Origin of the sequence: Halothece sp. PCC 7418 (assembly GCF_000317635.1) — a bacterium.
GTDB lineage: Bacteria > Cyanobacteriota > Cyanobacteriia > Cyanobacteriales > Rubidibacteraceae > Halothece.
On the sequence record NC_019779.1, the window covers coordinates 3226721 to 3253265 of the forward strand.

Here is a 26545-nt window from a genome sequence, read left to right on the forward strand (position 1 = left end):
TTCCTACAAATAACAAAATTCATTGCCGATCGCGCTTACTTTCGACACTTTTTCCAATTCCTTGCAAAATCCCCCGTCCAATTAAACCAATTCCACGCCCAATCACTTGCGTTAAAAGATAAACCACTGCTTGTCCGACAACCCCAAACACAGCCCGAAACCGAGGCGCGATCGCGTCCCGTAATTCTAAAGCAATGGTAACCCCTAAACGAATCCCTTGTAACTGTTCTAATTCCTCTTTCCGAGGCGCATAAACAGAGACAGCTTGAATGCGATTTCCCCGAAAAACTAAGAATTCTTGACGACTTTCAAAGATTATTTTTGGTTCTTGGAAATAGTAACTTTGGCGATATTGCCAAGATAATTCATTGCGAAAACGAGCAATTTCCCGAGAAGACCGATATTCATCCGCATAAAGTGAATTTTTGACCATTTCTTGCTCTCCAAACTGATTTAAAATGACTTGCATGACTGCATTTGCCACAGTAATAATTAAATTATGGAGTAACATTTCGGCACGGGCTTGCGCTTCTGGAGATTCAGGGCGATAAGAAACTTGATCAATCTTTAAAGGTTCTTGATAAAGTAAATAGGCAACAAGAGCGGTCACATCAGGCAATTTATTTAATCGCATCGCTTCCACGACAGGGGCTTCTCGCATCACAAATTCAACAATTGAACCCGCTGTTGCTGGAAACTCTGAGAGTGCGACATATTTACTAATCCAGCGTGTGAGACAAGTTTGCCATAATTCTCGTAGTAGCAGCGATCGCCGTTCAGGTAAATCTTCTAAAGATAAATGAACAAAGTCCAATTGGGTTAGGATTTCCTGAAATTGTTGAACCACTAAATATAACAGTTCTCGCTTTTTCTCTGGGTTGAGAATGTCAATTTCTAGGGTATAATTTGTGTGATTAACAATCCCTAATTGAATTTTTCCTAATGTGGTTTGCAGTAGGGTGTCACTGAGAGAAGTGGGTAAGCCTGTTAATAAGGGTGGGCTTTCTATTTCGGAGGCAGAATTTTCTGGACTCTCTTCTGTTTCTTCTTCCTCACTCAGCACGACAACTTCTACTGGTAAGAGTTGCTTGATAATCCATTGGGCGGTTTTTAATTCTCGTCGTAATCCTGTCCAAAATAACCAATCAAAGTTAGAAAGCTCTTGATTTTCTAAAATTGCTTCTACTTGCGCCAAATTGCGCTCAATTTCCCCTAAGCCAGTTTCTCTTTGTCGAGTGAGCCAGCGCGGAGGTGTCGTCGGTTGCGGAGGCGAGGTAGCAGGGGGAAGTTGACGGGCGGAATCATTAACCGTTGCTTGTTGCCAATAGAGTTCCCCTCTAGCCACTTGTTGCAGGGCGTGAATTAATTGATCAAGAGGGGTACGCTTGCGACAGTAGCCTTCAATTCCTAAGTTTCGCAGCGATCGCAGCAGGGAATCTGCTGTCACCGTCGTCAGCAAGAATAAGGGTAAGTTAGGGTAATTTTGTTTCAGTTCCCGACAAAAGTCTATCCCCTGTTGGGTGTTTTCTTCAGGAGTTAGATCAAGATCGATAACGAAGACATCGGGAAGGGAGTCTAAAGTATTAAGTTGGTTTCGGGCTTGTTCTAGGCTTTGGGCTTGAGCGATAATATTAATATCTTCTCGGGAAGCAAGGACTTTGGCGAGTCCTTCAGAGAAGACGAGATCAGCATCAAGCAGGAAAATTTGAATCGCGCGATCGCTCACAACAAAAAAGATAAAATCCTAGCTAAATCGCAGCAATTCTAACACAGGAATTATGAAGGAATCACATTGGCACGTTTCTCTTGCAGAGACGAAAGCGACACAAGAATTAGGAAAACTCTTTGCAACATTTCTTCCTCCCAATAGCGTGGTGTTACTCTTTGGGGATTTGGGTGCAGGGAAAACTACCTTTGTGCAAGGCTTAGGGGAAGGGTTAGGGATTACAACCCCCATTGTTAGTCCCACATTTACCTTAGTCAATGAGTATTTAGAGGGGAAAATGCCTCTCTATCATTTAGATTTATATCGCTTAGAAAATAAAAGCGCGATCGCGCAACTCTGTCCAGAAACCTATTGGGAAGGAAAAGAAGTCACCCCTGGGATTACAGCCATTGAATGGGCGGAAAGACTCCCCTATTTCCCCTCTTCCTATCTGCAAGTGAAGCTACTGAAAACCAACGATTCCCGCCAAGCGATGGTGGAGGTGATCCAGTCATGAAAGGGGGTAATTTTGTTGGGTTGACACTCCTAACAATGTTTCTCTCCTCTTGTTTTGGGAGTGATTATAGTGAGACTCCCTTATCAATGACCCCGGCTGAGGTGGCTGAAATTTTTTCACAAGAAGCCCAGTTCGCCATTGGAGAGACAGTTTTACAAGTTCCCCTGGTGAGTGTGATTGATTTTGACCACACCAATGTCATTATTACTTGCGATCAAGATCGCGATGAAATAAGATACTGTGCTTTACCCTATGGTTCAATTGTTAAAAACGTTGAAAAAGGAAAAGTCCCGATTCCGGTCTCAGGACTTCATGTTGATTTAGAAGGCTATGATCGATTTCGACAAGAAACGGTTCAGTCTTATGACCAGATGCGAAATAAACTTTATCCTCAACTTCCTCAGCAATGGGCGAGAGAATCTTGTCTAGAGTTTGGAGAAAATGCTTTAGGAATTGAAACCAGTCGTTTCAGTCTAATTCATCCTGACCATATTGCCCTTTTAGACAACCGTTTTATCAGTATTAATGGCTCTTATGAAAGTCAAGCTGCTGTGATACAAAGGTTAGACTTAACGAAAAACGATCCTCAACGGGCTTGCGGAAAAGATGAGAACGGAAATCCAACTTCCCTTTGTATGGTTACTCTACGACTAGATGAGAATCTTTTAGCCGTGTGGATTACCAGTCGTGGGGAAACAATGGCAGACATTCAGCGAGAAAGTCAACTGATCAAAGCGTTTATTAAACACGGGATCAGTGAACCGGAAAACTATCCTGCTTTGAAAGAGGCAGTGGAGAGACTTAACCCATCATAACCAATCAATTTTGTGGAGCTTGCACTTGGTCAATATACTCGCGAAATCGGTCTAAATCGGCTTGCAGGGTCGATTCTACCACTTGTCCTAAAAACAAACTATCCATAATTTGCCCCAGTACCCCTGGAATGGAATAGGCGACAGATAAACGGACAATACTGCTGGTTTTGCGGTCATAAAATCGTACCGCGCCTTTATTGGGTAACCCATCCACCGACTCCCATTGAATAATCTGTTCTGGAACTAAATTGGTAATCCGAGATAACCAACTAAATTCCCAGCCCCCAGTAGCAAGTTTCCAACGGGATAAATCTGGATTATCCGCTAGAACTTCGACCGAATCGATCCATTTCATCCATCTTGGCATTTGTTCTAAATCTGACCATAAACTCCAGACCAGATCCATGGGGGCGTTGACTTCGATTTCGACACTATGTTCTAGCCAATTTGTCATTGTGATTTGTTATTTGTTATTCGTTCTTTGGTAACTGGTGACTGGGAGACGTTCCGTGGAACGCCTGTAGATGATGGGTCAATTAATGATTAATTTCTAAAATTACATTGGCTGCTCTTTCCCCAGAAATCGTTGCCCCTTCCATGCTATCAATGTAGTCCTGTTGGGTGTAACTTCCAGCAAGGAAGAAATTGTCAACAGGGGTTTTTTGATGAGGACGATAGACATCCATGCCTGGTGCTTCCCGATAAAGCGATTGAGCGAGCTTTACCACACTATACCAAGTCATGTTTAATTCCCGAGAAGAAGGGAATAATTTGTGGACTTGATCAAGGACGTGCTGCGCGATCGCGCTATTATTTTCTTTAATAAACGGATCGCCTGGGGTTAACACCAACTGTAAGAGTGACCCTTCTCCCTCCCGATAATAATCACCAGGGCTGGTTAAAGCAAGATCGGCAAAGCAAGAAAAGTCAGCATCAGGTGTATAAAGGAGATTATCCAGTCCCGCAGCCTGTTCTAATTGTTTCCGCTTTTGGGGATCTTGTAGTTCTGTGACCCAACCATCGAAGCGCAATTGTACTGTTGCCACGGGAACCGCATCTAATTTGTAGATATTATCGAATTCTGACCATTTGCGCCAATCTTCAGGGAGTAAGCGTTTAATACCAGGAACATCACACGCAGCGACATAAGCATCTGCGGTAATGGTTTCGGTTTCTTCTCCATTCGCAACGACAATTCCTGTGACAGAAGTTTTGCCATCTTTTTCTTCAGACAACACTTCTCGCACCCGACGACGAGTGTAAATTTTTGCCCCTCTTGCTTCTAAGTAATCTAAAATGGGCTGATGGAGATATTCTTGGGGTGACCCTTCCAGCATTCGCAACACTGAGGCTTCGGTCCGAGCAGCAAATAACTGAAAAATTGTCAACATACACCGTGCCGAAATATTTTCCGTGTCGATAAAGCCTAACGCATACGCGATCGGATTCCACATCCGTTTCAAGCTGCCATCATTTCCACCATGCGATCTAAACCAGTCGGCAAAACTAATTTTATCTAAATCGCGGATGGTTTTCATTGCGCCATCCAAATCCACTAAGCCTCTGACAATAGGGCTTGTGCCTAAGGCGAGGGAGTTCGCCATTTTATCAACAGTTGAGAGTTGTGAAGTGGTAAAAAAGGCTTTTAAGCCATTGAAGGGTGCGCCCGTGAGAAACCGAAAATCCAACTCTCCCACTTTTCCCCCTTCGTTGATAAAAGTGTGGGTATGTTCCTTGAGGCGTAAATGCGCGATCGCGCCCACTTTTTCCATTAAGCGAAACAAGTGGTAATAGCAGCCAAAAAAGACGTGCAATCCCATTTCAACATGATTGCCATCGGCATCTACCCAACTACCCACTTTACCGCCAACAAAGGGACGAGACTCATAAATTTCCACCTCCCATCCCGCATCCGCTAAGTTAACGGCGGTAGAAAGTCCAGCTAAACCTGCACCAACAATTGCAACTCGCATCCCGCTTTTTATATCCTTTTCTCGTGTTTCTTAGAATATTGTAAAAAAAATTAACATTAATGTGAGATCAGATCCACTTTCAACAAAAAACACCCCCTCCCGAAGGAAGGGGTGAAACTGATTGAGCTATCTTATTTGAAGATTAGCCGTTGATTTCAGGTGCTTGCATCGCAACGGGAGTCGCTTCACCAGCAGCTAAGTCTAAGGGGAAGTTGTGCGCGTTACGTTCGTGCATGACTTCAAATCCTAAGTTAGCGCGGTTTAATACGTCCGCCCAAGTGTTGATGACACGACCTTGGCTATCTAAGATGGATTGGTTGAAGTTGAATCCGTTGAGGTTGAAAGCCATGGTGCTGATTCCTAAAGCAGTGAACCAGATGCCAACTACGGGCCATGCTGCTAAGAAGAAGTGTAAGCTACGGCTGTTGTTGAAGCTCGCATATTGGAAGATGAGACGACCGAAGTAGCCGTGGGCTGCAACAATGTTGTAAGTTTCTTCTTCTTGTCCGAATTTGTAGCCGTTGTTTTGGCTTTCGTTTTCTGTGGTCTCGCGAACTAAGCTGGAAGTGACGAGAGAACCGTGCATAGCGGAGAATAATGCGCCACCGAAGACACCTGCTACACCGAGCATGTGGAAGGGGTGCATGAGGATGTTGTGCTCAGCTTGGAACACGAACATGAAGTTGAAAGTACCACTGATTCCTAAGGGCATTCCGTCGGAGAAAGAACCTTGTCCGATGGGATAGATTAAGAAAACTGCGGTTGCTGCTGCAACGGGTGCGGAGAACGCAACGCAAATCCAAGGGCGCATTCCGAGACGGTAGGAAAGTTCCCACTCACGTCCGAGGTAGCAGAAAACTCCGATTAAGAAGTGGAATGCGATTAACTGGTAAGGTCCACCGTTGTAGAGCCATTCATCTAAGGATGCTGCTTCCCAGATGGGATAGAAGTGAAGTCCGATCGCGTTGGAGGAGGGAACAACTGCACCAGAGATGATGTTGTTTCCGTAGAGTAAAGAACCAGCGACAGGCTCACGGATTCCGTCGATGTCAACGGGAGGCGCTGCAATGAACGCGATAATGAAGCAGGTGGTTGCGGTTAAGAGGGTGGGGATCATGAGAACGCCGAACCAGCCAATGTAAAGGCGGTTGTCGGTGCTGGTGACCCACTGGCAAAACCGTTCCCAGATATTCTGGCTTTGTTGTTGCTGTAAAGTGGTTGTCATTTGGGATATAAGTCCGTTTTGAATCTAAATCAGACGCTTTTGTTTAACGCCTTGAATTAACTATAAGGCAATTGTTTCGATTTGTAAAGTTATTTTAGACAAATTTTACATTTCTCTATCCTAGGGCTTAGCCAGGGGGCCATTGCATTGATCGCCCACCAAGGATGTGTAAGTGCAGGTGATCAACGGTTTGACCCCCATCAGAGCCATTATTGAGGACGACGCGATAGCCGTTTTGTAAACCTGCATCCGCAGCCACTTGCTTAACAATCAGTAATAAATGCCCAAGGAGGTCTTGATCGGATGCTTCTGCGGAAGCCAGTTGAGGAATGGGCTTCTTGGGGATGACTAAGATATGGGTTGGGGCTTGAGGATTAATATCGTTAAAAGCCAGTGCGCGATCGTCTTCATAAACGATATCGGCTGGAATCTCGCGGTTGATAATTTTGCTGAAAATGGTGTCACTCATAAGAATGAATCAAAATAAAAAGTGAATTGCTGTCGTGTTTGATTGTGTCATAGGGATGCCTCAAATCATCATCACGACTTTTAAAAATAAACATCCTCCGCCAAGGGAGGATTGAGGAAAAATCTATTGACAGCCTGATGAAGCTATTTCACCGCGCTTAGGATATCATCAGCATGGGTGCTGGTATTGACATTGCTATCGACGTAGCTAATATTGCCTTCACCATCGATCACATAAGTAATACGCTTAGAAACGGCTCCACCATCTGCGTCGTAGGCTTTGGTGATTGTCCCATCGACATCAGCGAGAAGAGTAAAGGGCAACCCATACTTCTCTTTAAACATTTTATGAGAAGCCTCATCATCGCGACTCACACCTAAAACCACCATTTCTTGGTCTTCATACTTTTGATAGTTATCGCGGAAACTTTGTGCTTCTTTTGTGCAACCAGGGGTGTCATCTTTGGGGTAAAAATAGAGAACAACCATTTTTCCTTTGAAGTCAGAGAGAGAAACGGTTTTACCATCGCTATCTTTGGTTGTAAAATCAGGTGCTTTTGTACCAACTGCAAGTGCCATAGGTCTAATTTTTAATTTAAATTGCGCTTACGATCAAGATTTTGATTCTTCTTGTTGCTGTTTACGAGACGAAAAAAGTCCCGATTTCATTACATTAGAGAATAGCATAGTTGCGCCAGTGGTTAATAGGAAGAGGACTCCTAAGCCATTAAGTAATACATAAATCCCTTTCAATTCATCCCCAAGATATTCTCCTTCATGAATCACCATTAGAAAATGAGCTTGATCGCGAGTGAAGCCAAACCAATCTTTCGATAACCGATAAGAAACCCCAGTAATGGCAGTAACAATGAGGGGTAGAATCATAATTGCAGCTAAACGTCGATGCCATTCTCGAAACTGTTTACGCCAATTCATGCTTACTTAAACTTAAAACACATCTTTTCTTTGATAGCATTTTCTCTTTTGGTTTATGGTTGTCGATGAACATCATTGGTCAGATCAAGTTGTTTGGTTAACGTCAATTCTGCCATAATAGGCAATAACTTCGGTTTGACAAGACTCTTGACGCTTTAGCCAAGCCCACATTTGATCACCGAGGGAAAAATGCCACCATTCCTCTGGATGTTGGCGAAATCCCACCGTCATCATAATCCTACTCAATAATTCCCGTCGTTGATGATAAAGTTTTCCAGAGACAGTGGTGCTGTCTTGATAAAAATTCGGGTCAGATCGCGCTGAAATCTCATCAATTTCTCCACCAAGATCAAGCGTTTCTCCGCTTTCATTGACTAAGGTAATATCAACAGCAGCGCCCGTACTATGAGGGGGTGGAGTTTCAGGATTAGGGCTGGGTTGAGCCCAAAACTGTTCTACCTGTTGCGCGATTTCGCAATCTGATAATTCTGAAGCTTGTTGACGCAACGCCTCGAAAGTATAATCAACCATGAACTGTTGTACTGCTAGTGGTCGATAAGCGTCAAAAATTTGAATTTGCCAACCTTGATATTCTTGTTGAAGCTGCTTTTGAGCATCCTGTAAGGCTGCTAAAACACTTTCTCGCACCCAATACGGGGAAATCGCCCCATAGGGAGCCCCAAGTTTTTGGTAGGGATGGGGTGTGACAAATGCAAAATTAGAAGTGGGAATGACAACTAGGTCTTCTCCGCAGTCATGAATGGGAATGGTTTGATAGGGCTTGAGCATTGGCGTTTCTGTAGTCTCTCATACAACTTCATGCTGAAGTGTCGGTGACAATTTTATATGACTGTCGATGATTATGAGCGCGATTGTGCCTTGCGTAGCCAACCTCCGATTAAACCCACCTCTGTTAGTGCTCTCAGGTGTGCTGTTACGTACTCAGCGATAGCACTGGAAGCCGTTACTGCTACTGTCATGTCCCACTATGATATTGGGGAAGTCAGAAGCTGTAAATTTTGGTATCATGGCTTAAGTGATATTTATCATATTGATACTTTAAGTCATCGTTATATTTTCCGCATTTCTCATCACCATTGGCGATCGCGCTCGGAAATTCAATTTGAACTAGAATTCCTCACTTTCCTCCGTCATCATCAGCTACCTGTTGCCTCTCCTCTTCCGACAAATACGGGAGAACTCTGTTTAGACCTCATCGCCCCAGAAGGGGAACGATACGGAACACTGTTTGAATACGCAGAAGGGTCAGTTCCCATTGGTGATTTGGACTGCACGCAAAGCCATCGTTTAGGAGAAACGGTTGCGAAACTCCATCAAGCCAGCTACCATTTTTCGCCCCTCAGCCACAAGTCTTCTCTGACTTCGGAACTGATGATTGATGATGCTATAGAAGTCATTGTACCTTTTTTGGAACAACGTCCTTGGGACGCAGAAACTTTGTGCGCCATTGCACAACGAACCAAAGAACAACTGCAAAACCTCCCACAAACCCCACCCTTCTGGACAGTTTGTTGGGGCGATCCCCATAGCGGAAACGTCCATTTTACCGACAATAATCAACTCACCCTCTTCGATTTTGATCAATGTGGTTATAGCTGGCGGGCGTTTGATCTTGCTAAATTTCGACAAGTTTCCATGCAAGCAGGATGCAGCCCGAAAATCCGACAAGCCTTCCTCCATGGCTATCAAAATATCACAGCCCTGAGTCCACTGGAAAGAGACTGTTTACCCGCCCTCACCACCGCTGCATATATCTGGGCTTGGGGGATTCACCTGAATCGCGCCATGTCTTTTGAATATAGTCGTTTGGATGATCGTTACTTTACCCGTCGCTTAGAACATTTGAAACAGTTACACGCTGACAATGGTCGGATTTTTTGAATCTTGGTTCTTCGTTCACACTCTCTCCCTGTCTCCCTCTCGCCCCCTCTCCCTAACTCCCCCTTACCAACCCCAACTTAAGATGACTGGTCGCTGTTGATTGTTTCTTGCTATACCTGAAGGGTAAGCTATTGTGAGAAAACTTATATGTTCAAAAAAGCTCTCATTGGCATCATTCGCCTTTATCGGGCTTTGGTTTCTCCGCTTTTTCCGCCTAGTTGTCGCTTTCAGCCCACTTGTTCTCAATATGCCATCGAAGCCGTAGAACGATTTGGTATCATTCAAGGAACAGGGTTAGCCATCAAACGAATTTTGCGGTGTCATCCTCTTCATCCTGGAGGCTACGATCCCGTTCCGACCGTGAAGGAAGTTCGTCAAAACCAAGAACAAATCACGAATCACGAATAACAACATTCAAAATCAGTCATTTGTGTAATCGATTCTCAGAAAAAGATTTTAGTCACTTTTTCGCGAAAGTTTACCCCTTTGATCAACTTTCATAAGGAAGATTTTTGGGATTCCAACCTAGGTTAATGGAAAAGGTTCGGTTTTCCTAACCTAGAGGTTTGGTTGACAAGACTTGGCAAGATTAATGGGGATTCTTAAGATTTTATTTAGAAATCATTAAACTGAACAGCAACCAGCATTCTCAGTCATCCCTTTATTTTTCCCTACGTTAAGGAGGTTTGTATGCGGATTGCTCAAATTGCGCCACTGTGGGAAAGAGTTCCCCCTCCCGCTTATGGTGGTATTGAATTGGTCGTGGGTCTATTAACAGAAGAATTAGTCCGCCGAGGTCATGAGGTGACACTATTCGCTACGGGAGATTCTCAAACTTCGGCAAGATTAGAATCGGTTTACCCACAAGCAATGCGACTGGATTCTAAGGTCAACGACTATGACATTTATAATGCCATTCAATTAGAACGAGTGTATTCAAAGGCAGATCAATTCGATATTATCCACTCTCATGTGGATTACTCTGCTTTTCCCTACGCTCAATTTACCAACAAAATTACCCCTACCCTGCATACGATCCATGGGTCATTTACCCCAGAGAAGGTCAAGTTATACCATCAATTTCGGCAGCAACATTTTGTCAGCATTTCCGATGCACAACGCGCCCTCAAACCCGATCTCAACTATGCGGGAACGGTTTATAACGCGATTGATGTCAGTAGCCATCAATATTATCCCAAACCGCAGGATCCACCCTATCTCGCTTTTTTAGGTCGGATGTCCCCTGAAAAAGCCCCCCATTACGCGATCGCGATTGCTAAAGCCAGTGCTATTCCCTTGAAATTGGCTGGAAAAATTGATCCCATAGACGAAAGTTACTTTACAGAACAAGTCAAACCTCATATTGACGGGGAAACTATTCAATTTCTGGGAGAAGTCAACCATGATCAGAAAAATGCCCTTCTTGGTGGCGCGATCGCGCTGCTATTCCCCATCACTTGGGAAGAACCCTTTGGGCTGGTCATGCTGGAAGCAATGGCTGCTGGAACGCCTGTCATTGCAATGCGTCGCGGATCAACTTCTGAGATTGTTGATCACGAACAAACCGGTTTCCTCTGTGATTCGCTTGAGGAGTGTGTTGCTGCTGTTGGTCGGATTCCAGAGATTAATCGCGGAACTTGTCGGGAATCAGTCGCCAAGAATTTTGGTGTCGCGCGAATGACCGATGGTTACGAAGCGGTGTATCGTCAGCTTTGGCGCGATCAGTTTGTTCGCAATGGACATCGCACCGCAGAACCCACGATCGCGTTAGCCAATTAATTCACTCTCTACCTTGTCAAAATCAGGAAGACTTGAATGAGAAAGGAGAAGAAGGATGCTGAAACAACAAGCCAACTCAACCTTACCTTTTCCCATGACACAATTGCAAGTGCCGAATCGACAACCGATCGCGCTGATTTCGGTTCACGGTGATCCCGCAGCAGAAATCGGTTCAGAAGAAGCAGGGGGTCAAAATGTTTACGTCCGTCAACTGGGCGAAGCATTAGCAGCAAGAGGTTGGCAAGTGGATTTGTTTACTCGCAAAGCTGATCCAGATGCCCCAGAGATTGTGGAACATTCCCCCCATTGTCGCACCATTCGCCTGCAAGCAGGTCCTGAAACCTTTATTCCGCGCGATCGACTGTTTGAATATTTACCACAGTTTATCACCGCTTGGGAAAAATATCAGAGTAAGAGTCGCTATCCTCTAATCCATACCAATTACTGGCTATCAGGTTGGGTGGGGTTACAATTGCAAAAGCGATACAACTTACAATGGCTACACACTTACCACTCTTTAGGGGCAGTAAAATATCAAGCAACGAATCAGCTACCCCTTATCGCATCGAAACGGTTACACATCGAACGAGAAATTTTAGAAAACTGCGATCGCGTCATTGCTACTAGCCCGCAAGAAGAAGAACATTTACGGGAGTTCGTTTCTTCTCAAGGGGAAATTCAAATTATTCCCTGCGGTACTGATACCAAACGCTTTTCCCCGCAACCGAAAGCAGAGGCAAAAGCCAAACTTGGTTTTTCTTCAGACGAGCAAATTGTCCTTTATGTGGGACGGTTTGACCCCCGTAAAGGGATTGAAACCCTTGTCCGTGCCTTTGCCCACAGTGTTGCCGAAAAGCGTAAATTAGTCATTGTGGGCGGTAGCGACGAAAAACGAGGAGATAATAGTGAGCGCGATCGGATTGTAGAGTTAGGAGAAGAGTTAGGGCTGCGCGATCGCGTTGTCTTTGCGGGACGGATCGGACATCAACTGCTACCCACTTATTATGCCAGCGCAGATGTTACCGTTGTTCCCAGCCATTATGAACCTTTTGGTCTTGTCGCGATCGAAGCGATGGCGTGTGGAACACCTGTTATTGCTTCTGATGTCGGCGGATTAAGATTTACCGTTATTCACAACCAGACGGGCTTACTGGTATCTCCCCAAGATGAAATGGGCTTTGCTCACGCCATGGAGCACATTCTCAATCATCCCCACTATGCTCAAAAATTGCAACGAAGAGCAATTAAGCGGGTGCAGAATTATTTTAGTTGGTCTGGTGTCGCAGGACAACTCAGTGGTGTTTATCGTAACTTGCTTGCTGCTTCTTTAATGTCAGAAAGTGTCTTACCGCAAGTACAAACTCCACAAGCGACTGAATTGGCATTTGCATCTTAGATAATCTTCATTACCTGTTCAGACACAATCCTTTCTGTGGAAGATGAACTAATACCAATTTAAAAAGTAGATGTTACCCTTCGTAGGGTGGGCAAGGCAAACACTACCGTCTTTCAATATAGCGCTACAAAATCAGGTTAGGACATTCCAAAATGTTGAAACTCACCTATAGCCTTTCCTAGTTGGTTGAGGTACGTAATGCGAGTCGGTGGATGTTCATGGTTCATGGTTCGTGGTTCATTGATTAAAAACCAACAAATAACAAAGAACGAAGAACAAAGAACAAAGAACCAAAATTTAGAATGTACCTCATGAGATTGGGAAGTGCTATATACCTTACTCTTGCCTTTTGCCTTTTGCCTCTTGCCTAGCGCGTAGCGCTATATCTGGTAGAATCCTGTTTAGGATAGCAGTCGCCGTTTAGAGGTTTGACAGTTCAATCAATAGAAAGTGGGTTTGATAACTGGTCACTGGTAACTCGTCACTGCTATAAGTAGTCCTCAAAACCAATCAGTTAAATTGAAATCTCAAATTCCCTCGCAACGCTGGCAAATCACTGAACTTAATCCTGAACAAACTGCACCGTTAGTGGAAGCAACAGGGTTATCTCCGCTTTTAGCTCAAGTCTTAATTAATCGTGGCATTCTCAGCCCTGATGAAGCACAAGTTTATGTGAATCCAGAAGCAGAAACCTTACCTTCTCCCAATCAAGACTTTCCAGATTTGGAACAAAGTATTGATTTAATGATCGAGGCAATTACAGAACAAGAAAAAATTATGATTTGCGGGGATTATGATGCGGATGGAATGACCAGTACCGCCCTTTTATTAAGAACATTACGGTATTTAGGGGCGGACGTGGATTATTTAATTCCGAGTCGGATGAAAGAAGGCTATGGGATTAATACTCGCATTGTGGAAGAATGTGCCAGTAATGGGGTAGGGTTAATTTTAACGGTTGATAATGGCATTGCTGCTTATGATCCGATTTATCGCGCTGTGGAATTAGGGTTACAAGTGATTATTACGGATCACCATGATCTCCCTGAAATGTTACCGCCAGCTGATGCAATTTTAAACCCAAAGTTATTACCAGAAAGTTCTCCTTATCGCGGATTAGCTGGGGTGGGAGTGGCGTATATTTTAGCTGTAGCAACGGCACAAAAATTAGGAAAATTACAAGGGTTTACTGCCCAACTTTTGGAGTTATTCACGTTAGGAACAATTGCCGATTTAGCCCCTTTAATTGGTGTCAATCGCCGTTGGTTGAAACGAGGGTTACGTCAACTGCCAAAATCAGAGATTCCAGGAGTACAAGCGTTAATGCAGGTGAGTGGCGTTAATGATACTAAAAAAGCGGTTAAACCAGAAGATATTGGGTTTCGCTTAGGACCAAGAATTAATGCGATTGGACGGATTAGCGACCCGCAAACAGTCATTGAATTATTAACAACAGATGACGATGGGATTGCTTTAGAAAAGGCGATGGAATGTGAACAAGTAAATGGAAAACGTCAAGAACTTTGTGCACAAATTGAAGAAGAAGCGATCGCGTATTTAGAAACAGGAGAAATTGATTGGCTGCGCGATCGCGCGATGGTGATTATCCAACCGAATTGGCATCACGGTGTCATCGGGATTGTTGCATCTCGTCTTGTAGATAAGTTCGGGACACCCGTTTTTATTGGCACTTATGAAGATGAAGAAGAAACTCAAATTCGCGGATCAGCACGAGGAATTCCTGAGTTTAATGTGTTTGATTCTCTAGAATACTGTCATGATTTACTGGAAAAATTTGGCGGTCATAAAGCAGCAGGAGGCTTTAGTTTAGCAGCAGAAAATCTAACTGCATTTCGGGAACGGTTGAGCGAATTTGCCCATCAATCTTTAGAACCTGAACATCTCAAACCCTTAATTAAAATTGATGCTACTGCAGACTTTACGCAATTAAATCCTCATCTCTATCAGCAAGTGGATGAGTTACAACCGTGGGGAATTGGTAATGAAGAACCGATCTTTTTAAGTAAAAATGTGACTGTCGCTGAGCAACGAGTGATTGGCAAAAATCATCTCAAATTAAAGTTGAGGCAAATTGTTAATAATCAGCGCCTAGAAAAAAGCGCGATCGCGTGGCGATGGGGAAATTATTTTCCTTTACCGAAACAAGTTGATATTGCTTATAAATTAAGGGAAAATCATTGGCAAGGTAACATTAGTTTAGAACTTGAGTTATTAGGGTTTCGCTTACCAGAAACAACGCAACAGCAAGCAACTACTTATGATTATCAAGGACGCACCTATCACTGTCAGTTATGGGAAAATCTGAATGAATTAAGAATTGAAAATGACCAAGGAAACCTTCTTATTTTACATCAAGGAAAACGCACTGGACACCTTAAAACCAATGGTCAATCCTTAAAAGCAATTAATGTCACTGCTTCCCCCTACTACGAAATTATTAAAGCAGCAGTTTCTGCGCTAAAAGATTGAAGTCTGTTACAATACTACGGATTTAAGGAAATTATCGCTTAAAAAGAGATCGCTTTTTAGGAACAGTTCTCTTTTTTGCCAGTGCGGTTATTATTGGTTTAGTTGGCGGTGGATTAATTTTAGGCGGTCAATTTGCAGAATTATTGACTAAACCTTGGCTTGTTGGTTTACTTTCCATTGCTGCGGGTGTTACAGGTAGTATGGGTTGGTGGTTAGGTGAAAAAATTATCTCTCAACTGAAACACGCTGGTAAACTTGATGCTGACCTCTGAGAAACAACCCGATTTCAACTTTCTAAAACGCATTAACCCGTTTCTCAAAATGCGCTGCAACCACAAGTGATTCCTCTTCAGTGATTCATTCTCGCAAAACGTAGCCCACGCCTCGGACGGTTTGAATGATCCGAGATTCTCCTTGGTCTTCCAGTTTTAATCTAAGATAGCGAATATAAACTTCAATAATATTAGAATCGCCCATAAAGTCGTATCCCCAGACTCGTTCTAAAATTTGGTCACGGGTTAAAACTTGACGCGGGTGGTTGAGGAGATAGCGCAGGAGTTCAAACTCTTTAGCGGTTAATTCGATCGCGCGATCGCGGCGATAAACTTCTCGGGTGCTGGTATTGAGTTTGAGATCGCTAAACTGTAAGACATCGGTTTCGTCCTCTTGGGTGCGACGAAGATGAGCGCGGACTCGGGCAAATAATTCTTCAATGCTAAACGGTTTGACCACATAGTCATCCGCCCCTGCATCTAATCCTTCCACGCGATCGCTGATCTCATCTTTTGCCGTTAATAAAATTACAGGAACGGTACTTCCAGTTTGACGTAAACGGCGACAAATCTCTAATCCTGAAATGCCGGGTAACATCCAGTCTAAAATCAGTAAATCAGGAGTGGATTCTCGCGCTTGCGATAAGCCTGTGAAGCCATCAGTGGCTGTGATTACCTCATAGCCTTCATACTTAAGTTCTAACTCAATAAATTGGGCAAGTTTGACTTCATCTTCAACGATTAAAATCTGAGCAGTCATTGTTCAAGCAAAGAAAACAGTGGGATAGTTTTAAGATATCAACTCAGACAGAAATTATTTGAAACCAAACGCAGCAACAGCGAGACAACCCCAACCGATCAAAAAGGCTGCACCCCCGAAAGGAGTAATCGCGCCCAGCCAAGTTATTCCGGTGAAACTTAAAGCGTACAAACTCCCTGAAAAAATCGTTGTCCCAACGATAAAGGCAAAACCAGCAGCCAGAAGTGAGGTCTGTGAGGCTTCAGCACGACTCAAGAGTAAGGCTACTATCAGCAGGGCTAAAGCATGATACATCTGATATTTTGCCCCAGTTTCAAAAATTTCTAGTGCTCTTGTACTCAATTGATCTTGCAGTGCGTGGCTGGCAAATGCTCCTGCTGCTACTGAGGTTCCCCCAAAGATTGCAGCGATCGCGCAAAAAATCCGAACCATCAAACTAAGTCCTCCCTATCTTGATCTTTCACGGTAACGCGATCGCGCTGTAAACTGATTTCATAAGAGAGTTTTCATGCTTCAGGATCAATGCCCAATGCTCTCAATTGCTCAGCTAAACGTTCCGCCCGTTGATTTGCTTGTTCGGCACGTTGAGATTCTGGTTCAGCAGGGGTTGGAATCCAATTATTATTTTGGTCATACCAACGCATCCACAGGCGATTGATTCCTTGGTATTCCCCTTCCCATAATCCCAAGCCAAGTTGGTCGATTTGCTGCGCGATGTTCCCTGCGTGAACCCGAGACACCATCGCGCTGTCAGGTCGCTAAGATTAAGAAAAACTGCATTAAGTTTCCGTTATGAGTGCTACCACCCTTAATCTCAACCCCCTCATTCAGTTAACAAAAGAACAATTCTACACCCTCTGTGCAACGAACCCCGAAGCCAAGCTAGAACTAAACGCGCAAGGAGAGTTAATCATTATGTCCCCCACCGGCGGAGAAACCAGCGCTTGGAATGCTAAACTGATAGCTGCTTTAGTTAATTGGAATGAGCGAACGGGTTTGGGAGAAACGTTTGATTCTTCTGGGGGGTTTTCTTTACCGAATGGGGCGCAGCGATCGCCGGATTGCGCTTGGATTCCGTTAGAAAAATGGAAGGCACTAACAGCAGAGGAAAAGAAGGGCTTTCTCCCCCTGTGTCCTGATTTTGTACTGGAACTGCTCTCACCTTCCGATTCCTGGAAGCAAGGAATGGAAAAAATGGAAGAATACAGGGAAAATGGCTCGCGTTTAGGTTGGTTAATTGAACCCAAAAATAAGCGGGTGGCGATTTATCGCGCCCAACAAGCGGTAGAAATTTTAGAAACTCCCAAGTTTCTTTCTGGGGAAGATGTGTTGGACGGGTTTCATCTCAATCTTGGCAAAATCTGGGGGTAAGGGATTTAAGAGCGCGATCGCGCTTATGGTTTTCTAGGTGTTTCCTTCAATTGAATAAAGTTGTTGTTCTGTTGATAATATCATGATTATTTTTTTCTTATTATTTCCATTTTGCCTAATTCTTGGGCGGTGGGGAGCAATTCGCCCTCTAAGGTTTCCCAGCGCAGCCAGATGGCTTCCACTCCTTTATAATTTCCCTGCCACTGCACTAAGGCTAACCCCAGTTGTTGGCTTTGGGAAATGGCTTTGTTTTCATTGTATTGAGAGAGGGTGCGCGATGTTCCCTAGGAGAACCAGTGAAGCCATCCCACTTCATTGTGGTCTAGGATGAAAACCAGCATTTTATGGTTTTCTATCATCATGTCAGCTTCTAAACTTCTAAGCATTTGTATTCCCGCCTATAACCGCCCACTTTGGCTCAAACGCGCTTTGGAGTCAATTACAATTGCTAATGCTGAGAGTAGAGATGATATTGAGATCGTTGTGACTGATGATTCATCTTCTACTGAATGTGAGTCAGTTACACAAGAAGTCTTGCAAAACTGGTCTGGAAGTTGGAAGTATATTTATAATCAACCGCGCTTAGGAATGGCTAAAAACTGGAACTACTCGATCCAAGTTGCTTCTGGTGAGTATGTCTTAGTTTTACATGATGATGATTTCTTGCTACCCAATGCAATTACAAAAATTGTAAAGGTGATCCAAAGATATAAGAAACAATTTTCAGTCTTTTTATTTGGAGTGAATGTTGTGAATGAAAGCGAGAAGATTATTAAGACACAAGGGTTTCGTGAAGATCAGGATCTGCTTCCTCAACAAGCGATACAAAAATTGATGTCAAATTCTTCTTTTGTGCGGTTTCCTGCACTTGTTATCAATCGCGATCTTTTTGAAAAGGTTGGATACTTTAATGAGAAAATTGGTGGAGTAGCAGATTTAGAAATGTGGATTCGGATTTTTAGTAAACATAGTATTTTATGTTTATCCGAGACAACAGCTGCCTATACTGTCCATGAAGCAGCACTGACAACGGATATGTTTAATGAAGAAGTCATTGAAAAACTACTTCACCTATTTAGATTAGTGGATGATTTAAATATTTTAGAGCAAAGAGTTTTTGAAGATTGTAAGAGTAATTTTTTTCATCAATTTATTTTAGCAGGAACGTATCGTCAATTAAAGCAAGGTCATTATCCTGAAGCCGTGAAGATTATAGATTTATTTCAAAATGATTCTCTCGAACTTAATCGACCCTCATTAAAGTGGCAAACGATCCGTTTTTTATTTCAATTGATATTGAGATTGTATAATGTTTACTCCTAAATCAATCATACCTAAGATTAATATTTATCCTAAACTGTTACTTATGCCATAATATATTATTTATATTTTGATACACATTCTTTTCATTAAAGTTCATAACATGAGGTAACAAAATAGAAGAAAGAAGCCAATCATTTCTACACATCCAGCGATGATCATAAAAAATTCTTTGACGCTTTTCTGAGGAGAAACGCATTCTATTACCTAATAAGTTATGATTCTCATGGTTATAAATTTTAAGCAGATTAGAATTAAATTCTACACCTAGAAAATCACAAATTCTTGACAGCATTTCTTCTGGGTATAAACAAATTTCTTCATAACCTAACTGGAAACTATTGAGACATTCTTTTTGAATGAAGTTTTGAGTCTTTAAATTAGAAGAATACCACTTTATAAAACGCACTAAAGATTGACGAGCCACAATTGATTTTACTGAATTTTGATTCCGTTTTATATTCTCTTTTTGCGAGATCGTCCAAGAGCGAACATCCCGAATTAGATGAATTACTTTTAAGTCGATAGGTAATTGCTTAAGAACTTTAAGATATGGAAGATATTTGGAAGAGTCTATAGGAATATAATTTTCACCAAAAAAAACACTGAAGCTATTTAGAAAAATTTCATATTTTTCAGGAATACTTGCATTAATATCTTTTTTAAGGTTTTCGATTACTGTTTTCCAAAAAGGACAAGTGTCAATAGTGTTTCCACATGAACATTTAATCTCACTGGCTTGATCTAAAGTGCTAGACTTAAACGCTCTGAAAACTTCACCGACACCAATATACTGAGGATGTCCACTAATTAATAATTCTAAGAGTGTTGATCCACTATGAGCTTCACTAGCTATAAATATTAAATTAGATACCATTTTTCTTAACTTGTCATCTTAATCTTTTCATGTACCAAGTGTTGAGTCACTTCATAAACTTCTTTCATTTTAACCGACCAATCTAAGGAGGATTGTGCATACTGACGAATTTTAATTGGATGTTCTGCATCTCTATAAATTGATTGGGTAAATTTAATCACTTCTGTAACATCTAACGGCTGCTCATTCGAGGTAACTTTTAATTGGTATGGGAAAGTATTGGGAAAGTCTGGATCATCTGCACTTGTAATAAAGGGGATTCCTCGCGCTGCAAATTCTCTAGTTTTTAAGAAAGATGTTTGTTGGATTCCTTTCCGATGTCCTCCGAGATCAGCAACAGCAATATGACATTTTTCAAATAGCTGATCGAGTTCCTGATCATATTTTGCACCATGAAATATAATATATTCTGAAAGATTTTGACTTTTCACTGTTTCCTGAAGAGTGTGTAAAGTTGGAGTATCTGGAGAAATAATATGAAAAAAAACTTTTACTTCCTGAGCCTGTTGCTGATAATAGTTTTTGAAACCTTGAATTAAACGATCATAGCCATGCCAAAATTGTAAATTACCGACTCCAATTAAGTGAATTTCTTCATTAAAAGAACGAGGGGTTTGCAGTGGCTTGATACTTGCAACATCAATTCCATTTAACAAATTGATACTGGGAATCCCAAAAAGAGGTTGATTCCAAGCAACAACAACCATCCGATCAATGTATCTTTTTAACAAAGGTCGAGTCAGTCGGTCAAGACTTAAAATGAATTGACCTTTAAGGTTTGTCTTTTTATATTCAGTTTCATAAGGATAAGTGGGGATTTCACTGAGTATAGTAATGGTTGGACATTGCGATTTAATTTTATTTAAAAAGAAAATATAAAAAGGATCAGAGCGAGGATATCTTAAGTAAAGGAAATCTGGTGCAGTCTTTGTAATAAAATCCAGTGAAGTTCTTAATAGGCTCAATCTTCGGCTCAATAGATTATTGGAAAAGTAAGTTAAAGTTTTTTCTTCATTATTGATATCGTTAGATTGAGCGATCTTTTTTAAGATAATGCGGTTTGGGGAAGCAGTGCAAATCAGATCTAGAATAGCTCCCCAGCGTTGCATTCCTTTAATCTGACCAATGATTTTTTTCTGGTAGGAACGAGCAGTTAGTGGATCAAGATTGGAAATATATAAACCTCGCATGATTTTTAAATTACTATCAATTAAAATTGATTACTTCTGTTTTAAGGTTTTTAAAAATTTAATAGGGAAAATTAATCTAAGAATAGAAATCAAAGCTAAACGTAGATAGAGTTGAGTAAAAATTAGAATCCCTAAAAATCCCCAACAACTTAGACAAAAGTTCCAGTATCCACGTACATAAAAAGGTGATTTTGGAGACATGATACTTTGCAAGCGTTTTTTGATAGGTACATTACTGGTTAACCAGTTAGACTCACTTAAATTTTTTTGCAAATTGCAATAGCATCATTAAAAACAAGTAATTTATATCCATGCTTTTTGGCTTTCATGGTATAAAGTGTATCCCCGTGATATTGAGGGACTTTCTTATGGGGAGGAAATCCGATTGTAGTAATAAGTGAACGACTAAAACAGGTTAGATTTCCGTTTAAGGAGTCACAATTCACTGGATTATTTTTAATAGCATAAATATTGCTAACTTTAAATAAATTAATTCTTTTTTTCCACCATAAGTCGGTTTTTTCAGATCAGATGTCTCGTAACATTGTGCTGCTCCAACTAAGTTGACATTCTCTCGACATTTTTGTACTAAAAAAGGGATAGCATTATTGTAAGGAAAAGTATCATCATTTAGCCAGATAAAGTATTCTGCACCTCGTTCATAAGCATATTCCATTCCCTTTCTAATTGCACCTGTCCACCAAAGATTCCCATCACCAGTAAGGATAGTGACTTCTGGATATAAATTGGTAATGGCTTCGCTTGTGCCATCAGTAGAACCATCATCGACAACAATTGTATAATAGCGATCTAAATCGCCACACTGCTTTAGGGTTTCTAAGCACTTGAGAGTAATGTTTTTCCGGTTATGGACGGGAATGATGATATAAACTGGTTCTTTTTGGTTTAAGCTCATTACTCGCTACACTGTTTCAAATGCTGTTGCAGTTAGAGTACCCATGAAAAGATTTAGATTGATCTCATCGGATCAATAATTGGCTGAAGTTGTTGCTGATTTTGTTGACTTGCACTGAGCAGGTGCGCGATCGCGCTCTTTTCTACTTCTCGTCTAAGATTTGCTGATAAAGCTCAATATAACGTTTAGCTTGCAACTTGATCGGATATTCCTCCAGCGCGATCGCGCACTCATGGTGCTTCTCTTTCCTAGTTGCTAGACTCCTCTAATTCCTCATTACCCGGCTCTAATTGAACTAAAAATTTTTAGCTAATATTTCGTCTAAATCAGTCGTGTTAAAAGTTATTGCGCTATCCTTCCCGCGCGATCGCTGCACCGATTTTTGTATGAAACATTGCACTTTTTTGGCATCATCTTGCAATTACTTGATCAAAATTTGTTTAAGGTAACCAGTTTTCATCTAACACCTTTTCTAAGGGTGCGATTGGGGGTTCAGGGAAATGGTCAAGGGGTAAGCCTGAGGCATCTGAGACTAATTCTCTTGCATCTTGATACAGTTCAGAAAATTGTTCTACAAGATAATTTTTTAGACTTGGACTTGCTTTTAAGTCCCGCTTAATTTGTTTGCGAAAATTACGAATTTCTCTTTGCCAATGGTTTTGATTGAGTTCTCGTTTTGAATCCCAATATTTTAGTTTTAGTAGATGTTCTAAGAGTCGGGTTAATAAACTTTCTAATCTTCTTTTTTCTCGCCGACTCAAGTCAAGTACCTCATCAATTAAGTTTTTCCAATCAAGAGAATCTAATTCTCGGTTTTGTAGTTTTTTAACTGTTTCTAAAACCCAAAGATTATAATCAGTTTCATAGAGTTGCTTATATTTCTGATGAGTGAGTTCAGTTGCCATAATCTATTTCCTTCTCTTGAAATCTCTGTTGTTTACTTTTTACTGGACATCATGTGACAAGCAGTGTGATCAATCTTGAGTTTTCTGTCAGACCTCAGGATCAATGTCCACTGTATTTTTAGCTCTGTTTTAGAGTTTTTTTCTATTATATTTCATAGCTTCGATAACAGTTAATGATTCAATTTCTTGCCTCACCATGTCTGCTGTGCCATCGGTTGTTCCATCATCAATCAACACTAAATGATAGTTTTAATAAGTCTGCTGTTTGAGAGATTCTAGAAATTGCTGGGTTGTTTTTAGGTGGTTGTGAACAGGGAGGAGAAGGTAGAGTTTATTCATTAATTCTAATTAAATAAAAGTACTAATCACTTTCATATCACTTAGGTCACTTAGAAAGATGAAGCCTTATAAGCAGGAAATAAATTACATCGTTTATACCCAATAACTTTGTTAAAAGCTCTCTGCCCTCCTAAAGATAATACACGCCAGTTGAATGCCTTTTTTGCAGCTTTCAGGAACTCACCTTTCTGCAAACTCTTCTTAAAAAAAGTATAGTCGAGATACTGTTGATAAGAATTATAGAAATGTTGATAAAAACTCTCACCAAAGACTTCAATGATTTTAGGTCGCCAGATGTTTAGGGATTTAGCAATTTTAGTCCTTCTTTTTTCTTCTACTGTTGTCATCCGATTCGCTTTCGGATCTGTATTAGTGATAGCTGGACTTCCCCAAGTTACGCCCACTCTAGGATTAATTTTTGCTAGAGATAGCCATAAATCATGATCAACACCTGATTGGATTTTTGGATCATATCCTCCCACATCTCGTAATATTTTGGTTTGGTAGGCTTGGGAACTGACTGGCGGAGTTATCCCTTGTAAAAGCAGATCTGTTAACTTTGGATAATCACTAAAAATTTTTTGCCATGCCTGATTAAAAATAGAAGGTAATGCGAGAGCGATACCAACATCAGAAGGACTATCTTCTAAAACGCTCAATAACCTAGAAGCAAAGTGTGGGGGCCAAGCATCGTCATCATCGCAAAAAGCAAAATATTCACCTGAAGCCAATTCTATAGCAGTATTTCTAGCACTAGCAAGACCTTTGTTGTGCTGGTGACGAACATAAATTATGTTATTGGTTTGAATAAAATCATTGACTTCCTTTGGCATCGTCTGTAAGGAACAGTCATCCACTAAAATAATTTCAAGCCCCTCCTGCATTTGCGAACACACTGATTGCAGAGTCTTGAGGCAAGAGTACCAACGATTAAATGTAGTAATACAGACTGTTAACTTCATCTAAGATTTTACTTTTGCTATAGCTAATAATCGACCACACATTTTTTCAGGCTGAGCTTCAAGACAATTACGAAGGACTTGCTTATAAATAGCATTGTTGATTGTCTTGTTTGTGATCAGATAATGATTACTTTTATAGCCTAGAAGTTTTAGAAGCCAACCAACGGGTCTTGATATTCGATCAAATGGCATAATTTTCTCTACCTCAAACTGAGATGATAGAGTTTCTTTCAAGTTACTGCTTGAAAAATGTTGATAATGCTTATTTTGTAACCTTTTATTAACATGAGGGACAGTCAAGATTAACTTACCATTCTTGGTTAACTGTCTGGATACTCCTACCAAAAAATCAGGGACTTGATCAATTGGAATGTGTTCTAATACCTCAACCATTGTCGCGACTTCAAAGTTCCCGTCAAGATGTCCACTTGTTATATTGATGCACTGATAATTTATAGTCGGGTTAAGGGCTTTTGCTAAAGCAATTGCTGTTTGAGAATAGTCAATTCCTAAAACCTCTTTGTCAGGGAAAGTTGCAACAACTTCTTTTAAAAATCTTCCATCACCACAACCCACATCTAGAAGAGAAGAAAACTGAAGCTGCTTTAATTCAGAAATGACTAACTCAAGCCCTGCTAAGTATTGCATTCCCCATGACCAGAAAAGGGTTTGCGAAAACCCATTATCGTCTAGAGAAGGAATGTAATGATAGGGGATCGAATATTGAGTTTCTTGCACTTGTTGTTGTTGTGTGAATTGAGCAGTCATTATATTTATTCCTATTGTTTTAGAATTTAATCTTTAAAGTTTGTATTTATTGGATACGTTTAAATAAATATTCAATCATTGCACGCAAGGTCTGTGAATAGGGATTCAGTGAGATAGGATACCGTTTAATAGCAGAAACCAGATAAGAATATGCTATTTTTGTTTCTCCAATACGAGCATACTCTCTTCCAATAATTGCCAGTAACATTGCGTGTTGTTTTGGTAGAGTATCAAAGACTTCTGGAAACTTCTTTAATTTAGCTTCATGACCTTTAATGCCATTTAATATACTTTGTTGATCAATTCCTGTAATACGTTGATTTCCTTCATGATCAATAAAGTAATGAACAAGCACTTCTGCTACTACTTCTATTTCATAATACTGCCCAACACGACGAATAAAATCACCATCATTCCCTCTGGGGAGGCTTTCATCAAATCCGCCAATGTGATCTATAACTTCTCGACGGACTAACAATGTTGATGCGTTTCCTAATGGTTGGCTAGTTAGCAGTTTATCAAAAATATATCCTCTTAACTTGGGTCGCCGAGTTCCTACCCTCTCTTGTTCACGATAAATGTCAAACCAACAGTAAACCAAGCCAACTTTAGACGACGCTGTAGAGATGCACTGAACTTGTTTTTCAAGTTTTTCAGGTAACCAAGCATCATCATCATCCAGAAAAGCAATTAATTCTCCTTTTGTAGCAGAAATGCCCGTATTACGAGCAGCAGAAGCATGAAGATTTTTTAAGTGGCTAATCACCTTTAACCTTTTATCTTGGGAACTCAGTTTTGTTAAAGTTTCAAGGGTATCATCTGTGGAGTAATCATCAACTACAATACATTCTAAATTTTGGTACGTTTGTGCAAGCACACTTTTAACTGCGCGATAAACAAGTGTTTCACGGTTATAAGTTGGTATGATAACTGAAACTAGAGGATTTATGAAGTTCACTGTTCTACATTTTTTTCTGGTCTGAGTTTGAAGCTAATAGTACGTCGAGTGTTAACCAATAATGATTGAGTTAAGGCTTTATAACTTTTTAGAGCTAAGGAGATTCCTAGCTTCGGTTTTACACATTCTGATTTTTTTCGCAAGACTGCAAAACTATCGGTTTCTTCTTGGAGTAAAAGGCTGTTGCCAAAGACAGATAACCAATTACTTACTGTTGATTTAGCGGAAGTTCGATGATAATCATCTAATCCAATGATTGCTCCAATTGCTAACTGATTAAATAAGAAATATAAAGAAGATTCACGACCCATCGGGAAAAGTCTCTCTACTGGACCATCAACAATGAGTAAATCAATTTGAGAAGTATTCTTGATTTTATTAAAGTCATAAGTAATAAAACTTGCTCCTTTGTAAAATTGCAGTTTTATTGGTGCGAGTAAAATATTTGCTGAGTTCTTCTGATTAAATTCTAATGTTTGAAGATTTTGTTCTCTAATTCTTGGATCATTTTCTAAAGAAATTAAAGTTGCCTCAGGAAAATCATTGGCTAATTGAAAAGTGCTTAATCCACTACCCAACTCAACAATTAGCCTCGGGCTTTTACCATCAACATACTTTGTTAAAGTGTTGTAATCTTCAGAACCGATACACCAAGGTGAATCCAAATCCCACTTAACCGAATCCTTATTCATTGCTTATAT

General features: G+C 41.0%; 30 protein-coding genes. 10 read left to right on the plus strand and 20 right to left on the minus strand.

Going from position 1 to position 26545, the window contains the following annotated elements; translation table 11 throughout:
• Positions 1–19 precede the first annotated feature (19 nt).
• A complete protein-coding gene (locus PCC7418_RS14675; protein ID WP_015226973.1) occupies positions 20–1726 on the minus strand; it encodes a DUF3685 domain-containing protein in 1707 nt (568 codons plus the stop codon).
• Between the two features lie 52 nt (positions 1727–1778).
• Here PCC7418_RS14675 and tsaE point away from each other — a divergent pair, with 52 nt between their 5' ends.
• Entirely contained in the window at positions 1779–2222 is a 444-nt protein-coding gene (tsaE, locus tag PCC7418_RS14680) for a tRNA (adenosine(37)-N6)-threonylcarbamoyltransferase complex ATPase subunit type 1 TsaE (RefSeq protein WP_015226974.1), read from the plus strand.
• Positions 2223–2308: 86 nt separating this feature from the next.
• Positions 2309–3037, plus strand: a complete 729-nt coding sequence (locus PCC7418_RS14685) for a hypothetical protein (RefSeq protein WP_150107080.1) — start codon at positions 2309–2311, stop codon at positions 3035–3037.
• A gap of 4 nt (positions 3038–3041) precedes the next feature.
• Here the strand turns inward: PCC7418_RS14685 and PCC7418_RS14690 are convergent, their stop codons facing one another.
• The 7 genes from PCC7418_RS14690 to PCC7418_RS14720 all read right to left on the minus strand — a co-directional run bounded on the left by PCC7418_RS14690 (position 3042) and on the right by PCC7418_RS14720 (position 8428).
• Positions 3042–3491: an SRPBCC family protein gene (locus PCC7418_RS14690; RefSeq protein ID WP_015226976.1), complete on the minus strand. Its 450-nt coding sequence runs from the start codon at positions 3489–3491 to the stop codon at positions 3042–3044.
• A gap of 82 nt (positions 3492–3573) precedes the next feature.
• On the minus strand, positions 3574–5010 hold the full coding sequence (gene zds / locus PCC7418_RS14695; protein ID WP_015226977.1) for a 9,9'-di-cis-zeta-carotene desaturase: 1437 nt from the start codon (positions 5008–5010) through the stop codon (positions 3574–3576).
• 142 nt (positions 5011–5152) lie between these two features.
• A complete protein-coding gene (gene psbA / locus PCC7418_RS14700; RefSeq protein ID WP_015226715.1) occupies positions 5153–6235 on the minus strand; it encodes a photosystem II q(b) protein in 1083 nt (360 codons plus the stop codon).
• Between the two features lie 127 nt (positions 6236–6362).
• On the minus strand, positions 6363–6704 hold the full coding sequence (locus PCC7418_RS14705) for a histidine triad nucleotide-binding protein (protein ID WP_015226978.1): 342 nt from the start codon (positions 6702–6704) through the stop codon (positions 6363–6365).
• A 143-nt stretch (positions 6705–6847) separates the two neighbouring features.
• The gene (locus tag PCC7418_RS14710; RefSeq protein WP_015226979.1) at positions 6848–7282 is read right to left on the minus strand and encodes a peroxiredoxin; all 435 of its coding nucleotides are present in this window, start codon (positions 7280–7282) and stop codon (positions 6848–6850) included.
• 33 nt (positions 7283–7315) lie between these two features.
• Positions 7316–7639, minus strand: a complete 324-nt coding sequence (locus PCC7418_RS14715; RefSeq protein WP_015226980.1) for a peptidase — start codon at positions 7637–7639, stop codon at positions 7316–7318.
• Between the two features lie 84 nt (positions 7640–7723).
• Positions 7724–8428 carry a M15 family metallopeptidase gene (locus tag PCC7418_RS14720; RefSeq protein ID WP_015226981.1) on the minus strand — a complete coding sequence of 235 codons (705 nt, stop codon included), beginning with the start codon at positions 8426–8428 and terminating at the stop codon, positions 7724–7726.
• Between the two features lie 57 nt (positions 8429–8485).
• Between PCC7418_RS14720 and PCC7418_RS14725 the strand changes: the two genes are divergently transcribed.
• The 6 genes from PCC7418_RS14725 (at position 8486) to PCC7418_RS21165 (ending at position 15478) form a co-directional block, all read left to right on the plus strand.
• On the plus strand, positions 8486–9541 hold the full coding sequence (locus PCC7418_RS14725) for a phosphotransferase (protein ID WP_015226982.1): 1056 nt from the start codon (positions 8486–8488) through the stop codon (positions 9539–9541).
• 147 nt (positions 9542–9688) lie between these two features.
• Complete coding sequence (gene yidD / locus PCC7418_RS14730) at positions 9689–9949, plus strand: membrane protein insertion efficiency factor YidD (RefSeq protein WP_015226983.1); 261 nt, start codon at positions 9689–9691, stop codon at positions 9947–9949.
• A 282-nt stretch (positions 9950–10231) separates the two neighbouring features.
• Positions 10232–11320, plus strand: coding sequence for a glycosyltransferase family 4 protein (locus PCC7418_RS14735; RefSeq protein WP_015226984.1), 1089 nt, complete (start codon positions 10232–10234; stop codon positions 11318–11320).
• 55 nt (positions 11321–11375) lie between these two features.
• On the plus strand, positions 11376–12716 hold the full coding sequence (locus tag PCC7418_RS14740) for a glycosyltransferase family 1 protein (RefSeq protein WP_015226985.1): 1341 nt from the start codon (positions 11376–11378) through the stop codon (positions 12714–12716).
• A 519-nt stretch (positions 12717–13235) separates the two neighbouring features.
• Positions 13236–15206, plus strand: coding sequence for a single-stranded-DNA-specific exonuclease RecJ (gene recJ / locus PCC7418_RS14745; protein ID WP_015226986.1), 1971 nt, complete (start codon positions 13236–13238; stop codon positions 15204–15206).
• 143 nt (positions 15207–15349) lie between these two features.
• Positions 15350–15478, plus strand: coding sequence for a hypothetical protein (locus PCC7418_RS21165; RefSeq protein ID WP_255348261.1), 129 nt, complete (start codon positions 15350–15352; stop codon positions 15476–15478).
• 85 nt (positions 15479–15563) lie between these two features.
• Here the strand turns inward: PCC7418_RS21165 and PCC7418_RS14755 are convergent, their stop codons facing one another.
• The 3 genes from PCC7418_RS14755 to PCC7418_RS14765 form a co-directional block, all read right to left on the minus strand.
• Positions 15564–16238 carry a response regulator transcription factor gene (locus tag PCC7418_RS14755; RefSeq protein WP_015226987.1) on the minus strand — a complete coding sequence of 225 codons (675 nt, stop codon included), beginning with the start codon at positions 16236–16238 and terminating at the stop codon, positions 15564–15566.
• Positions 16239–16292: 54 nt separating this feature from the next.
• On the minus strand, positions 16293–16670 hold the full coding sequence (locus tag PCC7418_RS14760; RefSeq protein WP_015226988.1) for a DUF423 domain-containing protein: 378 nt from the start codon (positions 16668–16670) through the stop codon (positions 16293–16295).
• Positions 16671–16744: 74 nt separating this feature from the next.
• A complete protein-coding gene (locus tag PCC7418_RS14765) occupies positions 16745–16981 on the minus strand; it encodes a hypothetical protein (RefSeq protein ID WP_041596284.1) in 237 nt (78 codons plus the stop codon).
• 49 nt (positions 16982–17030) lie between these two features.
• Here PCC7418_RS14765 and PCC7418_RS14770 point away from each other — a divergent pair, with 49 nt between their 5' ends.
• A complete protein-coding gene (locus PCC7418_RS14770) occupies positions 17031–17609 on the plus strand; it encodes a Uma2 family endonuclease (protein WP_015226989.1) in 579 nt (192 codons plus the stop codon).
• Positions 17610–17695: 86 nt separating this feature from the next.
• Here the strand turns inward: PCC7418_RS14770 and PCC7418_RS21170 are convergent, their stop codons facing one another.
• Positions 17696–17818 carry a hypothetical protein gene (locus PCC7418_RS21170; RefSeq protein ID WP_255348262.1) on the minus strand — a complete coding sequence of 41 codons (123 nt, stop codon included), beginning with the start codon at positions 17816–17818 and terminating at the stop codon, positions 17696–17698.
• 151 nt (positions 17819–17969) lie between these two features.
• On the opposite strand from PCC7418_RS21170, the gene PCC7418_RS14775 reads away from it, so the two are divergent.
• A complete protein-coding gene (locus tag PCC7418_RS14775) occupies positions 17970–18932 on the plus strand; it encodes a glycosyltransferase family 2 protein (RefSeq protein WP_015226990.1) in 963 nt (320 codons plus the stop codon).
• Between the two features lie 37 nt (positions 18933–18969).
• On the opposite strand, the gene PCC7418_RS14780 is transcribed toward PCC7418_RS14775, so the two are convergent.
• The 8 genes from PCC7418_RS14780 to PCC7418_RS14815 form a co-directional block, all read right to left on the minus strand.
• Positions 18970–19806 carry a sulfotransferase gene (locus tag PCC7418_RS14780; protein WP_015226991.1) on the minus strand — a complete coding sequence of 279 codons (837 nt, stop codon included), beginning with the start codon at positions 19804–19806 and terminating at the stop codon, positions 18970–18972.
• Between the two features lie 5 nt (positions 19807–19811).
• Positions 19812–20996, minus strand: coding sequence for a glycosyltransferase (locus PCC7418_RS14785; RefSeq protein WP_015226992.1), 1185 nt, complete (start codon positions 20994–20996; stop codon positions 19812–19814).
• A gap of 442 nt (positions 20997–21438) precedes the next feature.
• Entirely contained in the window at positions 21439–21912 is a 474-nt protein-coding gene (locus tag PCC7418_RS20090; protein ID WP_051030555.1) for a glycosyltransferase family 2 protein, read from the minus strand.
• 440 nt (positions 21913–22352) lie between these two features.
• Positions 22353–22817 carry a DUF29 domain-containing protein gene (locus PCC7418_RS14795; RefSeq protein ID WP_015226993.1) on the minus strand — a complete coding sequence of 155 codons (465 nt, stop codon included), beginning with the start codon at positions 22815–22817 and terminating at the stop codon, positions 22353–22355.
• Between the two features lie 389 nt (positions 22818–23206).
• Complete coding sequence (locus PCC7418_RS19515; protein WP_015226994.1) at positions 23207–24118, minus strand: glycosyltransferase family 2 protein; 912 nt, start codon at positions 24116–24118, stop codon at positions 23207–23209.
• Entirely contained in the window at positions 24119–24886 is a 768-nt protein-coding gene (locus PCC7418_RS14805; protein WP_015226995.1) for a bifunctional 2-polyprenyl-6-hydroxyphenol methylase/3-demethylubiquinol 3-O-methyltransferase UbiG, read from the minus strand.
• Between the two features lie 46 nt (positions 24887–24932).
• Positions 24933–25844 carry a glycosyltransferase family A protein gene (locus tag PCC7418_RS19520; RefSeq protein WP_015226996.1) on the minus strand — a complete coding sequence of 304 codons (912 nt, stop codon included), beginning with the start codon at positions 25842–25844 and terminating at the stop codon, positions 24933–24935.
• On the minus strand, positions 25841–26536 hold the full coding sequence (locus PCC7418_RS14815) for a hypothetical protein (RefSeq protein WP_015226997.1): 696 nt from the start codon (positions 26534–26536) through the stop codon (positions 25841–25843). Before PCC7418_RS14815 ends, PCC7418_RS19520 begins: the two co-directional genes overlap by 4 nt.
• Positions 26537–26545: the final 9 nt, after the last annotated feature.